We start from the raw sequence: 13,168 nt of genomic DNA on the forward strand, positions 1-13,168 counted from the left end.
CCGTGATTTAAACCCAAATTTCGCAAGCCTAAAAGGCTCTGACCTAGAGTTTACGCCACCTGTGGAGCTAAGGGGACTCGAACCCCTGACCCTCTGCTTGCAAAGCAGATGCGCTACCAGCTGCGCTATAGCCCCTCATGAACCCGCCGAACCGGCAGAAAACTTGCGATACCAAGACACCGCGCGGTAGCGACTCCCGCAGCCTCGGGCGAACTGCCCCACCACAGTGTGGGCCTGGCTGGGCTCGAACCAGCGACCTCAGTCTTATCAGGACTGCGCTCTAACCAACTGAGCTACAGGCCCGTAGGCACGTAAAAATAGTAACCGAAAGCTGCGGTTACATGCAAATTCAGATTTCGACCAGCGCTCCAGGAAACAAAGCCTGGCAGAAATTCAGGAAAAATTGGGGGTGAGACTCAAATATACAGAGCCTCACCCCCAAAAAATCCTTGATTTCTGCCAGCACTACAACCAAACCCACAGCGGAACGCAAATTCCCCACAGCAAAACCATCAGTACCCAGTCACGAACCCGCCAACGCACCTGGTGCAACTCGGTACGCTGCGGCCGCGCCCCAAACCCACGCGAATCCATCGACAATGCCACTCGCTCGCCGTGTTGCACCGCCAAAATCATCAGCGGAACCAGGGAAGCTACCCACCGCTGCACCGACCCCAAGGGGCCGAAGCGTTTTCCAATCCCGCGCAGCGCCTTCGCCACCCGCAACAGGCGAAAATCCTGGGTAAAACGCGCCACAAACGCCACCGCCGCCGTCCCCGCCGAAGTCACACGGTAGGGCACCTTGAACGTAGTACTGAGCGTTATCAACAAATCCTGCGGGTCGGTGGCAATCCCCGACACCAATACCAACCCCAATAGGGCACCCACCCCGGTGGCGGCACTGGGCGCATCATGAATCGAATACACCTTCGAGATGCCTTCCACCGCGCCGGCCCGCGACAGACTAAACAGCAACAATCCAGAGACTACCCACGGCAACAGCACACACAGTGCTGTGCGTCCCCACCCGGCGCGCGCCGCCAAACATGCCAGAGATCCCAGTGCCAGCAAAACCAGGTTAAAACGCAGGTTTTGCAACACGAATATCATCACCATCAGCGGCAACAGCGCGACAAACAATGTCACCGGGTTCAAACCGGTAAACAGCCCCGCGCGTTTTCGCGGACGCGGCGTAACCGACGCTAGCGCGGTAACTGTCGTAAAGGTAGCTACTGGGGCAACGTTAAAGTCTCTTGCCTCAAGGTGGTTCGGTTGGGGTTTGTCGTTGTGTGGATGGTTGGTTTTCCCCTGGTTCATGAGGGGCTGACGTGAAATCACCGATTCGCCTGAATCCACATCCCGACCGGATTGCGCCAAGGCGGCCGGGGCGGCCGGGGCAGCGATGGTGGGAGCAGTCGGGGCAACCGATGAGGTTGCGTCGGGGGTTTCCCTTGCGGACGTGGTGATAGATGCGGATTGGGGCAGAGCCACCAGGTGGGTGCAGTTTGCCAAGGCCAGTTCCAGGTCATGAGTCGCCATCAGCACCACCCGCCCATCGGCGCGCAACTGTTGGATGAAATCCATCAGTTCACAGGTATTTGCCCAATCTTGGCCATAGGTCGGTTCGTCCAAGACGATGACCTGGCGTTTTTCAGCCACCATCGTGGCGACCGAGAGTCGGCGCAATTGCCCACCGGAAAGTGTCAGGGGATGCTGGGCGCGTACCTGGGTCAGATGGAAGTTTTCCAGCAGTTCAGCGACGGTTTCCGGGCTGGTTCCCCCGACCGCGAGTTCGCGTTCCACCGTGGATGCGACCATCTGGTGTTCCGGGTTTTGGAACACGTATCCCACGCGGTGGCGGCCACGTGCCGGGGGTTTGCCGGCAATCTGGGCGCGGGTCGCGCGGAAGCGCACCAGCCCCGCCAGCGCCGACAAAATCGAGGTTTTCCCCGACCCGTTGGGCCCGACTATCGCCACAAATTCCCCGCCGTGCAACTCTAGGTCAATCGCCGGCGATCTCCCCGGCACCTCGAAATCTTCGAGCCACACCAACGCCTCGCCCTGGTCACCGCCGCGATTCCGTTCGCTTTTGCCCGCGCCCGCAGCCGCGTTCCATTCTTCTTTTCCGCTTTCTCGTTCCCAGGTTTCGGTGCCGTCCTCGGCAGTAGTTTTCCGCCAATAGCTGACCTGTTCGTCGCACAGGTCACTCAACTGCGGCAACTCAATGCCCGCCTCTGCACACGTCAGCGGGGGAGCTTCCCCCTCGTCCGAGCGGGGGCGAAGCGAATGCGCAACACGAGTGCGGGACTGAGGGGTTTTATTTTGGTGCTCCGGCGGCAACAGCGAATCGTCGCTGTTGCTTAATCGCCTACGCCGTTTAGCGTGTGGCTCATGCGGCTCCGCCGCTGCCACACGCCCCACTTCTGTCCCGCACGTGTGCGCATCGCGAGCCGCCGCGCCGCCACCACCGTCGCCACCACCGCCGCCACCGGGCTTGGCGCAACGAGGATTCGCCCCAAACCGCACCGCGCGCGGCAGCCAAATCCCGCACTCCGCCAACGCCGCAGAATGCCCAAAGAATACTTCGCGCGGACTGCCGGCGGCAATAATCCGCCCGCCACTATCCAAGGCAATAACCTGGTCACATATCGGCAACACCGGGTCGAGGTCATGGTCTATCAACACGACCCCAGTACCGTCCGAAACAAGCCTGGCCACCAAATCATAAAACTCCACGCGCCCTTGGGTATCAATCGTCGAGGTCGGTTCGTCCAGTACTAGCAACTTCGGGCGCGTCACTGCGGCCGCCGCTATCGCCAGCCGCTGGCGCCCACCCCCGGACAAAATCCACGGGTCGTCCCACAGTCGGTCTGTCAACCCCACCAGGCGCGTGGCTTCGACCACCCGCGCCTCGATTTCCTCTACCGGCACGCACAGGTTTTGCAGCGGAAACGCAATGTCATCATGCACACTGCGGGTTATCACGGCCGCATCGGGGTTTTGTCCCACATAGGCCACGTTTTCGGCCAGGAACTGTACACTGGCATCGGCAATCTCCGTCCCGTTCACGCGCACGCTCCCGACGTATTCCGATGGCAAACAGTGTGGAATCAACCCGCAAATCGTGCGCACCAGCGTGGTTTTTCCACATCCCGAAGGCCCGACTATCGCGGTGACCTGCCCAGCCAGGTGCTCCAAGTTGACCTCGTCCAACACCCATTTGTCTTGCCCCAAATAGCGCACGGACAGCCCTTTGACTGTCACTTGCGCGGTGTTTCCGGTGACTTCGGTTTCACGAGGTGCCAGTCCGGTTTCCGCGCTTTCGCCGGAAATCCCTGCTGGCGCCTCATGAACACCCGTCCCGCCGACAGCAGAAACACCAAAACTCGACCTGGTTCGCAGGTCTGGTGTAGCGCTCATGAAACTAGGCCTGGTTCGCGACGCCAACCCCGGCGCGCTGCAGCAGGCGAGTCAACCCCAGCACTATCAAGGCTCCGACCAGCGCGGAGGTAATCGACGCAACCACAATCCCCGACCCAATCGTGATATTCATCCCTTTTACCAGCACCATCAGGCACATCAGTCCGTTGAGGGTGCCAAAGACTCCGGCGGAAATCAGGTGTGCCCACCAGGTCCACTTCCGGTAGAGCATCACCGCGAAAGGCACTTCAATAAACAGCCCGCCAATCAGGTTATTGATAATGGCACCCACCCCGGACGGGGTGGAGAAAATGCAGATAATCCCCATAATCAGGGCGGCCAGCATAGTGGCTCCGGGGCGGCGCACCACGGAGATGGGCAGCATATAGGGGATTACCCACAGCCCCATCAGTGAGCTGGCAATCAAAATCATTTGCGGGGTGGCCATCAAGCCCGCGCTGACATAGTTCAGGGGAATCAGGATTATCAGTCCAACTACGGATAGCGCCGCCACGGTCATCAGGTTGCGGGTGCCCAGCACCGAGTTCGCCAGTCCCTTGCGTGACGATGTCCGTACGGTTTTTGCGTCGTTTTCATGAGGTGCTTGTAGCGTGGTGTCCTTTGTTTCTGATGTCCTTGCGGATTGATTTTCAGCAGTCATAACCGACCTTCTATAACAGTGTTCTAGTAGATAAGGCTAGTCTAACTGCGAGGTGTTATCGTTTGCAAGTACCGGATATAGATTTAACCAGTTTTCCTGTCTGTGAATCTCTTGTTTGTGAATCTAGTCGACGACTTGCCTAATTTCAGAGGTGTCCACCACCACGGGTTGATGCGCTTTGATATGCGTCAACGCCACCACCCCGGCAATCGCAATAAACCCACAAGCCATAACCGCCAGGCCAACCCCGGGGTTGAAACGCTGTCCCTCGCCCAGCACGAAAATCCCGAAACACACCGCTATCACCGGCGAAGTAATCGTCATCGAGGCCACCACCATCTCGGCCTGACCGGTGGCATAACCCTGTTGCACCATCCAGCCCGCCGTCACCGAGCCCACCAGCAAACACGCCAAAATCCCCCAAAACAAAGGGTTGTCCAGCCAGTTGTGCTGGCGCGCAAAGTTAATCAAAGTTCGCACCAAGGAAGCCTCGAGCCCATAGAACATAGCGCCGCCCGACCCCCAGAACAAGGATCGCCATGTTTTCGGTCCGTGCGTCCCCAAACCCCCGAAACTGGCCGCCAACAGGTAAATCACCAACGCACCTGCGAAAACCTTCCACACCGTCAACTGGGATTCACCCGCCGCATAAAACGAGACTATCGCCGTAAAAATCGCGGTCGCCCCCACCGTCACCGCAACCAGCCCGGCCTCGGTGCGCCCAATGCGCCGCCGCGCCAAACGCGCCTGGAGAATCACCGACCAGGGGAAAGCCATCAACCCCACGGGCTGCACCACCGTGACGGGGGCAAAGAACAGTGCGGTTATCTGGCACCCCAAGGACACCCCCATAAAAGCCATCCCCTGCCACCAACGTGGATTCTTCAGGCTGGCCCACAGTTGTTCACCTTTCAGCGAGTGCCGGTTCTGGTTGTGGCGCACCTCGCGGCGAATCGCGCTGTTTTGGTAGCGCGCCGACAGAGCAAAGCAAAACGAACCGATAAGCTGCAAGACAATTGCCAGGGGAATGCTCTGCACGTAGCCCCTCGCTTTCTGTAGTATTAGTCGGTTATGGGTCTTGTCTGAGCCACAGGTTGCGGCCTTGCCTGGCTATTCTACCCGGTTAAACTCCGCTAGTCCTGCGCAAGAAAATTCATATTCTCCCGTTTCCCCGCCAGGAACGGCGCCACCACATTGTCAAACCGCGACAGCGCCGAAGCAATCGCCATGTGCATATCCAAGTACTTGTATGTCCCCAGGCGCCCCCCGAACAACACATTAGGCTCGGTGGCCGCCGCCACCCGATAGGCTTCCAGGCGCTTACGATCCGCGGCCGCGTTAATCGGGTAATACGGCTCGTCGCCGGGGGCGGCGAAACGCGAGTATTCCCGGGCAATCACGGTTTTATCCTGGGGATAGCAATCGGCGCGCTCGGGGTGGAAATGACGGAATTCGTGAATCCGGGTAAAGGGCACCTCGCGATCCCCGTAGTTCATCACCGCACAGCCCTGGAAATCCCCGGTGGGCTTGACCTCCAGCTCCAGATCTATCGTGCGCCAGCCCAGTTCACCCTCGCGGTATTGGAAATACTGGTCAATCGGGCCAGTATACACCACCGGGACTTGCCCCACGGTCTGGGACTGGCAATAGGCGCTGTCGGGGTCGAAGAAATCCGTGTTCAGTTTGACCTCGATATTCGGGTGGTCGGCCAGGCGCGTCAGCCAGGCTCCGTAGCCATCGGTGGGAAGCCCCTCGTGAACGTCATTAAAGTAACGATTGTCATAGTTGTAACGCACCGGCAAACGCGACACAATCGCGGCGGGTAACTCGGTGGGATCGGTTTGCCACTGTTTCGCGGTGTAGCCTTCAAAGAAAGCCTCGAACAGGGGTTTACCCACCAGGGAAATCCCCTTGGTGCGGAAGTTATCCTCGATATGAGCGGGGTCGATATCGGCCGCCTGCGAGGCAATCAACGCTCGGGCTTCATCTGGGGTATAGGCGGCGTTAAAGAACTGGTTGATGGTCCCCAGGTTCACCGGCATCGGGTAAACCACGCCTTTCACGGTGGTGTAAACGTGGTGGACATAGGGGGTAAAGGTGGTAAACCGGTTGACGTATTCCCACACGCGTTCATTAGAGGTGTGGAACAAATGTGCGCCGTATTTATGCACTTCAATCCCGGTTTCCGGGTCAGGTTCAGACCAGGCATTCCCACCCAGATGGTCGCGGCGGTCAATCAGGGTTACTTTTGCGCCGACCTCAGCCACCTCGCGTGCTATAGTAAGTCCGAAGAGTCCGGACCCCACAATCAGTAAATCAGTCATGGTTTCATCCTACCCGCCACGGTGGCTGGTCGCTGTTGGTCGCTACCGTGCGTCGGTTTTCGGCTTCATGAGGTGCCATCTCTAATCGAGGCAAAACGCGGAAAATCCAACCCGGCACACACTCCCGACGACAAACCCAAGACAAAACTGCCCGGCATGTAGTTTCGGTGACAAACCCAGGATAATCCCGACCCGGCACGCAATTTTGGTGGCGGATCCTGGATAAGGCCGGTTCGGTACTCAGTTTCGGTGACAAACCCAAGAAAATCCCGACCCGGCACTCAGTTTCGGTGGCGGATCCTGGATAAGGCCGGTTCGGTATGCAGTTTTAGTGGTAAAACCGGGATAATTCAGGGTTTTGGTGGGGGAATTGTGGCAATTTCAGGAAATAATAGCCGCACCTGTAGCCAAATCGGCCACCCTGTCCCGAAAAATCCTGAAATCACCACCAACCCCCACCCGAAAATCCCCGAAAACCCCGGATTCGACACCAACTCCAGCCTGAACCGGTAACAAACCCCGAATTCGCCACCAACTCCAGCCTGAACCGGTAACAAACCCCGAATTCGCCACCAACTCCGGTCTGAACCGGTAACAAACCCCGGATTCGCCACCAACTCCGGCCAACGTATCAAGGCGTTTAGAATCCCCGCCGGTGACAAACCCCGGATAAGGCCGGTTCGGTATGCAGTTTTGATGGTAAAACCGGGATAATTTAGGGTTTTGGTGGGGAATTTGTGACAATTTCAGGAAATAATAGCCACACCTGTAGCCAAATCGGCCACCCTGTCCCGAAAAATCCTGAAATCACCACCAACCCCCACCCGAAAACCCCCGAAACACCCGAAAACCCCGGATTCGACACCAACTCCAGCCTGAACCGGTAACAAACCCCGAATTCGCCACCAACTCCGGTGTCGGAGATACGGGGATCTGCTGCCTCCCCGGTGACAAACCCCGGATAAGGCCGGTTCGGTATGCAGTTTTGGTGGTAAAACCGGGATAATTCAGGGTTTTAGTGGTAAAACCGGGATAATTTTGGGTTTTGGTGGGGGATTTGTGGCAATTTCAGGAAATAATAGCCGCACCTGTAGCTAAATCGGCCACCCTGTCCCGAAAAATCCTGAAATCACCACCAACCCCCACCCGAAAATCCCCGAAAACCCCGGATCAACCAGCGAGAATTGCCGGTGATTGTCCTCATAGCCGTAGACCATACCCGCCCTGAATCCGACACCGACTCAAACCTGAGGCTCTCGACAACACAACAACGCAACCCGTACCCTGTACCCCGACACCGACTCAAACCTGGGGCTCTCTGCGGTATTTACGTTTTTCGATTATTCCCGCTAGTCTTTTCTGAGTCTTATCCCATTCGCGCCAAATATGCGCGTAACTCAAACGCAGTACCTGGTAACCAAGCTCCTCTGAAGTAAAATCACGTTCCCTGTCCTTGTGGTAATTTTCATCCTGAGTATGGTGCGCCCTGCTGTCACATTCCACAATAAAAGACTTCCCAACCAGTAAATCCACCCTTCCCACCGACCGGATGCGTTCTTGGGTTCGCACCGGCAGATTGCGGCGGTTAAACCACAGGCGCACTCGGGTTTCACTGCCGGATTCCGCTCCAGGCGCAAAATGTCGCAGTAACTTTCGTTTCTGCGCAGACTGCCTAGCAATGAGAGCCTCGCCATCTCGATAAGTAATCAAACCCATATTTACCGCTGATTCCAGCATCACCAGCGCGGTCTCGGCATCATGGTGTTTCATTACATCGACTAGACAATCTTCCACCGAACGTATCGAAAGCAGTCTGGAATCAGCACCTCGATGCGTGATTACCCCTGATTCAGCCAGATTCGGCTGAGCATTTCTCCAGCTTTTCACGCATATGTGAAGGCTTCTCTGATATTGCGGGGGAATCCACAGTCCGTGGACATTACAACCGGAGATGCAGCCCAGTTGTCCTCCATGCTTGATGGCCGCTATTGCCCCAGGGTCGGCATGTTCATACGCGTACCATCCCCGGCGGATTTCTTTTAGCTCACCGGTGAACACAAGCTTCTTCAGTTGGCGCCAATTCACACCTTTTGCCCGCAACGAACCCGTAGTTTCTATTCCCGCATAAGAATCTTTAATCACGTTTAATATTGTTACATATTTTTCATTGCTTTTGTTACTTGTAAAGTGTTCCTGTGGAAACGCATCCGCCCAGTTTGAGGGCGTGACAAAACCAGGATAAAACCGAGCCGGAGCGCAGTTTTGGTGGCGGATCCTGGATAAGGCCGGTTCGGTATGCAGTTTTGGTGGTAAAACCGGGATAATTTAGGGTTTTGGTGGGGGAATTGTGGCAATTTCAGGAAATAATAGCCATACCTGGAGCCAAATCGGCCACCCTGTCCCGAAAAATCCTGAAATCACCACCAACCCCCACCCGAAAACCCCCGAAACACCCGAAAACCCCGGATTCGCCACCAACTCTGGTCTGAACCGGTAACAAACCCCGGATTCGCCGCCAACTCCGGTGTCGGAGATACGGGGATCTGCTGCCTCCCCGGTAACAAACCCCGGATAAGGCCGGTTCGGTATGCAGTTTTGGTGGTAAAACCGGGATAATTCAGGGTTTTGGTGGGGGAATTGTGGCAATTTCAGGAAATAATAGCCGCACCTGTAGCCAAATCAGCCACCCTGTCCCGAAAAATCCTGAAATCACCACCAACCCCCACCAGAAACCCCCGAAAACCCCGAAAACCCCGGATTCGCCGCCAACTCCGGCCTAAACCAGTAACAAACCCCGGATTCGCCGCCAACTCCGGCCTAAACCAGTAACAAACCCCAGATTCGCCACCAACTCCAGCCTGAACCAGTAACAAACCCCAGATTCGCCACCAACTCCGGCCTGAACCAGTAACAAACCCTGGATTTGCCGCCAACTCCGGTGTCGGAGATACGGGGATCTGCTGCCTCCCCGGTGACAAACCCCGGATAAAGCCGGTTCGGTATGCAGTTTTGGTGGTAAAACCGGGATAACTTAGGGTTTTGCTGGGGGAATTGTGGCAATTTCAGGAAATAATAGCCACACCTGGAGCCAAATCGGCCATCCTGTCCCGAAAAACCCTGAAATCACCACCAACCCCCACCCGAAAACCCCGAAACACCCGAAAACCCCGGATTCGCCACCAACTCCGGTCTAAACCGGTAACAAACCCCAGATTCGCCACCAACTCCGGCTGAAACCTCGTTCAACCAGTCGTGTTCCCCGGTAACAAACCCCCGGATAAAGCCGGTTCGGTATGCAGTTTTAGTGGTAAAACCGGGATAATTCAGGGTTTTGGTGGGGGAATTGTGGCAATTTCAGGAAATAATAGCCGCACCTGTAGCCAAATCGGCCATCCTGTCCCGAAAAATCCTGAAATCACCACCAAACCACACCTACCCTTCAAAAAGCCTGAGGCCGCGACCAAGCCAAACTGGGAGTCCCGAGGCCTTCTAGGTTTACGGCCAAACCCTCGACTATTCCGCACACTCTCATCAAACCTGAACACCTAAAAGTCCAGGTAAAACCGCAAATCAAGGAGCCTAAACCAGAACCGCCACTATAGCACGCGGCATAGATCTCGCTCAAGCCGACTACCACCTGTCAAGCGCAGGTTTAATTTGAGCGTTGGGGCTGCGGTGGAATTCTTGGACCGAATTTGGACTGAGGAGGAGTCTCTCATGTTTAGTGTTGAGCAGCGTCGTGTGGCTGTGGAGTTGTTTATTAAATACGATTACAGTGTTTCCGCTGTGATCAGGGAGTTGGGTTACCCATCCGCTAACTCGCTACGGTCTTGGTGGCGCGAGTACCAGGAAACCGGAGTTAATGCCCATCAATTGGGTAATCGGCAGAAATACGTGTTTTGAGGGTTAAAACTATAAAAGCGTGTCTAAATATCCGGTTTCCACCCGAGCTCCACAGCTTTAGTGTGTCCGGTTTGTGACAAAACCAAGAAAATTTGGGGCCAACACGAAAGGGCTTGTGACAAAACCAGGAAAATTCAAGATAAGTTGACCGATTTAGTTCATGGTTGAGGCGGTTTTTCCTGAATTCGTCACAGCCGGATACGAATATTGCCGCCAGGCTCAGAAATCACTGCTACATTTCGGGTTAAAGCTTAAAAAGTGTGTCTAAAAATCGAGGTTTTGATTGGTATTCCAATGAAAAGTCGAGGTGTCTAAGCTTTTTGGGCTTAGCGGGTCGGGGTTGGGGTTAATAACCGAATTATGTGTCTTATTTTGGGATTTTTGTCTGGTATTCCAATGAAAAGTCGAGGTGTCTAAGCTTTTTGGGCTTAGCGGGTCGGGGTTGGGGTTAATAACCGAATTATGTGTCTTATTTTGGGATTTTTGTCTGGTATTCCAACGAAAACTCGGGATTGTTTAGCTATTTTTGCTTATTTCATAACCATGCTTGACATTTCTCAAAAGCGTGTCCTAAGCAACTGCACTCCTGTCGCTGGCTTATAAGCCCCAAATGACGTGCCCAAACGCCAAGGAGAGGCGAAATAAGCACTTAGGTAGTAAGCCACACCCCCGAAAATCCGCCAGCAACACGCCCGATAAAAACATACATATTTGTGCCAGTTACCCTCAATCTGCGGCTTCATGAGGTGCCATTTTTCTAGCTGGCGATGCTCCCCAAAAAGAGTTAAATCGTTTCGGGGACAGCATGGCTGTCCCCGAAACTCATTTTCACATCCAGTGCCGGCCTATTTTGCGGCGCGAATAATAACTTCCAGCGGCGAGCTCAGTTCCTCGAACAGACGCACCGTCAACTGGTAGGTACCCACGGCTTTAAGCGGCTGGTCAATCATAATCTTGCGCTTGTCGATTTCCACGCCCTTTTGTTCCTTGGCGGCTTTCGCAATCTGGTCGGTGGTAATGGAACCGAACAGGCGGCCATTCGCACCGGCCTTGGCATCAATCAGAATCGGGTCACCCTCGGTAAGCTTCGCCTTGACCATCTGGGCAGTCTCCATAGAGGCAATTTGCTGGCGAGCCAGCGAGGCCTTCAACCGATCGATAACCGTCTGGGATCCCTTGGTCCAGGGCATTGCCATGCGACGGGGAATCAAGTAGTTGCGGGCGTATCCGGGACGAACTTCAACCACATCCCCGGCCACGCCGAGCTTTTCAACTTCGTGGGTCAGAATAACCTTGGTGTTTTGAGTCATTGCAATCCTCCCTTTAGCGAGCCGAGCTCGAGTAGGGGAGCAGCGCCATTTCGCGGGCGTTCTTAACGGCCTTGGCAATCAAACGCTGCTCCTGGGTGGTGACACCGGTGACCCGACGGGCGCGAATCTTGCCGCGATCCGAAATGAACTTACGCAGCAAAGCGGTGTCTTTGTAGTCAATCGGCCCTACTTTATGAGCCTTTACCGGGGTGAATTTCTTCCGGCTGATGGGTTTGGATTTCCGGGCTTTGTTACCCATAGTTTCTCCTTGTATTTTCTAGTTTCAAACAGCCACTAACGGGCTTAAAGTTTGTGAATATTCACGGTTGTTGCTTAAAAAGGCGGGTCTTGGTCAAAGTTTGACTGGGGGGCACCGCCACCGAATCCGCCGGCGGGAGACCCCCAAGGGTCGTCCGCCCCGCCCTGGCCGCCGCCCGAGCCACCTTGGTTACCACCGGAGCCATATCCGGGCTGGGATGGTGCTCCCCCGCTACCTTGACCACCGGAGCCACCGAAACTATTGGCATAGTTTCCGCCAGCCGAACCGCCGGATCCGCCATAGCCAGCACCGCCATAGCCGCTCTGGCCGCCGAAACCGGCATCACGACGCTGATTGCGCTCCACATGAGCCGTGGCGTAACGCAACGAGGGTCCAATCTCGTCTACGGTCATCTCGATTACCGTGCGACGTTCGCCCTGCTGGGTTTCCCACGAACGCTGTTGCAGACGCCCCGAGGCAATAACCCGCATCCCCTTTTTCAGGGATTCCGCGATATTCTCGCCCATTTCGCGCCACGCCGAGCAGCGCATAAACATGGCCTCCCCATCTTTCCAAGAGTTGGTTGACCGATCAAAAGTGCGCGGGGTCGATGCTATCGTAAACGAAGCCACCGCCGTCCCGTCGCCAATCCACCGGACTTCCGGGTCTGCCGTGAGATTGCCCACAATCGTGATAGTTGTTTCGCCAGCCATTGTTCCTCCTTACTTAATTCGCGAAATCTCGCCCTAAACTGCCAGTTATTTTCAGCTTAAACCAGACCCTGGGGCAAAAATTTCGCTATCTCGTCAGGCGTCGCGGCGCAGCAACTTGGTTCGTAAAATAGATTCATTGAGCGACAATTGTCGGTCAAGTTCCTTGGCAACTTCCGGGGTGGTTTCCATGTCAACCACAACGTAAATCCCATCAGTTTTCTTTAAAATGGGGTAAGCCAAACGGCGTTTGCCCCACACATCGAGCTTTTCAACCTTCCCCCCCAGGTCGTTAACCTGGCCAAACAGGGCGCTCATCGAAGGTTCCACGGTGCGCTCGTCAACCTCGGGGTCGACAATCACCATCATTTCGTATTTTCGCAAGGTTTTCTCCTCTGGTCTTTGCGGTTACGGTCCTTCCGTAACAGGAGTTCGCCCGCCCGACTAGCCCCTCATGAAGCCGCGACAAACAGGCCAACCCAGTCTACCGTTTCCGGCGCACTTACGCCAATTGTTACCCCACCCGAGCGCCAAGGTAACACCCCCTCAGATTTTCCACTACAATCGATACGTTAAATCGT

Annotated in this window: 11 protein-coding genes and 2 tRNA genes; 1 reads left to right on the forward strand and 12 read right to left on the reverse strand. The window is 55.5% G+C overall.

Annotated elements, in window-relative coordinates; genetic code table 11:
- Positions 1–62: 62 nt before the first annotated feature.
- The 8 genes from HMPREF0577_RS08735 to HMPREF0577_RS08775 form a co-directional block, all read right to left on the reverse strand.
- Positions 63–135, reverse strand: a tRNA-Ala gene (locus HMPREF0577_RS08735).
- 94 nt (positions 136–229) lie between these two features.
- Positions 230–303, reverse strand: a tRNA-Ile gene (locus HMPREF0577_RS08740).
- Positions 304–465: 162 nt separating this feature from the next.
- Positions 466–3,420, reverse strand: a complete 2,955-nt coding sequence (locus HMPREF0577_RS08745) for an ATP-binding cassette domain-containing protein (protein ID WP_004013461.1) — start codon at positions 3,418–3,420, stop codon at positions 466–468.
- A 4-nt stretch (positions 3,421–3,424) separates the two neighbouring features.
- Positions 3,425–4,081, reverse strand: coding sequence for an ECF transporter S component (locus HMPREF0577_RS08750; protein WP_004013462.1), 657 nt, complete (start codon positions 4,079–4,081; stop codon positions 3,425–3,427).
- 123 nt (positions 4,082–4,204) lie between these two features.
- Positions 4,205–5,119, reverse strand: coding sequence for a DMT family transporter (locus HMPREF0577_RS08755; protein WP_004013463.1), 915 nt, complete (start codon positions 5,117–5,119; stop codon positions 4,205–4,207).
- 95 nt (positions 5,120–5,214) lie between these two features.
- Complete coding sequence (gene glf, locus HMPREF0577_RS08760; RefSeq protein WP_004013464.1) at positions 5,215–6,405, reverse strand: UDP-galactopyranose mutase; 1,191 nt, start codon at positions 6,403–6,405, stop codon at positions 5,215–5,217.
- 1,094 nt (positions 6,406–7,499) lie between these two features.
- On the reverse strand, positions 7,500–7,622 hold the full coding sequence (locus HMPREF0577_RS12005) for a hypothetical protein (protein WP_004013468.1): 123 nt from the start codon (positions 7,620–7,622) through the stop codon (positions 7,500–7,502).
- Between the two features lie 85 nt (positions 7,623–7,707).
- Entirely contained in the window at positions 7,708–8,547 is an 840-nt protein-coding gene (locus tag HMPREF0577_RS08775; RefSeq protein WP_004013470.1) for an endonuclease domain-containing protein, read from the reverse strand.
- Positions 8,548–10,122: 1,575 nt separating this feature from the next.
- On the opposite strand from HMPREF0577_RS08775, the gene HMPREF0577_RS08780 reads away from it, so the two are divergent.
- Positions 10,123–10,308, forward strand: a complete 186-nt coding sequence (locus HMPREF0577_RS08780; protein WP_004015380.1) for a transposase — start codon at positions 10,123–10,125, stop codon at positions 10,306–10,308.
- An 845-nt stretch (positions 10,309–11,153) separates the two neighbouring features.
- On the opposite strand, the gene rplI is transcribed toward HMPREF0577_RS08780, so the two are convergent.
- The 4 genes from rplI to rpsF form a co-directional block, all read right to left on the reverse strand.
- Positions 11,154–11,618 (reverse strand): 50S ribosomal protein L9, encoded by a 465-nt coding sequence (gene rplI / locus HMPREF0577_RS08785; RefSeq protein WP_004013476.1) that lies wholly within the window; start codon positions 11,616–11,618, stop codon positions 11,154–11,156.
- Positions 11,619–11,631: 13 nt separating this feature from the next.
- On the reverse strand, positions 11,632–11,877 hold the full coding sequence (gene rpsR / locus HMPREF0577_RS08790; RefSeq protein ID WP_004013477.1) for a 30S ribosomal protein S18: 246 nt from the start codon (positions 11,875–11,877) through the stop codon (positions 11,632–11,634).
- A 74-nt stretch (positions 11,878–11,951) separates the two neighbouring features.
- Positions 11,952–12,590 carry a single-stranded DNA-binding protein gene (locus HMPREF0577_RS08795; RefSeq protein ID WP_004013478.1) on the reverse strand — a complete coding sequence of 213 codons (639 nt, stop codon included), beginning with the start codon at positions 12,588–12,590 and terminating at the stop codon, positions 11,952–11,954.
- A 93-nt stretch (positions 12,591–12,683) separates the two neighbouring features.
- Complete coding sequence (gene rpsF / locus HMPREF0577_RS08800) at positions 12,684–12,971, reverse strand: 30S ribosomal protein S6 (RefSeq protein ID WP_004013479.1); 288 nt, start codon at positions 12,969–12,971, stop codon at positions 12,684–12,686.
- Between the last annotated feature and the right edge of the window lie 197 nt (positions 12,972–13,168).

The sequence above is a fragment of the Mobiluncus mulieris ATCC 35243 genome, assembly GCF_000160615.1.
Lineage (GTDB): Bacteria > Actinomycetota > Actinomycetes > Actinomycetales > Actinomycetaceae > Mobiluncus > Mobiluncus mulieris.

What these genes read in the sequence shown, in the direction of transcription:
- HMPREF0577_RS08745 (WP_004013461.1), bottom strand. Translation starts at nt 3,420, where the DNA reads ATGAGCGCTACACCAGACCTGCGAACCAGGTCGAGTTTTGGTGTTTCT.
- HMPREF0577_RS08750 (WP_004013462.1), bottom strand. Translation starts at nt 4,081, where the DNA reads ATGACTGCTGAAAATCAATCCGCAAGGACATCAGAAACAAAGGACACC.
- glf (WP_004013464.1), bottom strand. Translation starts at nt 6,405, where the DNA reads ATGACTGATTTACTGATTGTGGGGTCCGGACTCTTCGGACTTACTATA.
- HMPREF0577_RS12005 (WP_004013468.1), bottom strand. Translation starts at nt 7,622, where the DNA reads ATGGTCTACGGCTATGAGGACAATCACCGGCAATTCTCGCTGGTTGAT.
- HMPREF0577_RS08780 (WP_004015380.1), top strand. Translation starts at nt 10,123, where the DNA reads ATGTTTAGTGTTGAGCAGCGTCGTGTGGCTGTGGAGTTGTTTATTAAA.
- rplI (WP_004013476.1), bottom strand. Translation starts at nt 11,618, where the DNA reads ATGACTCAAAACACCAAGGTTATTCTGACCCACGAAGTTGAAAAGCTC.
- rpsR (WP_004013477.1), bottom strand. Translation starts at nt 11,877, where the DNA reads ATGGGTAACAAAGCCCGGAAATCCAAACCCATCAGCCGGAAGAAATTC.
- HMPREF0577_RS08795 (WP_004013478.1), bottom strand. Translation starts at nt 12,590, where the DNA reads ATGGCTGGCGAAACAACTATCACGATTGTGGGCAATCTCACGGCAGAC.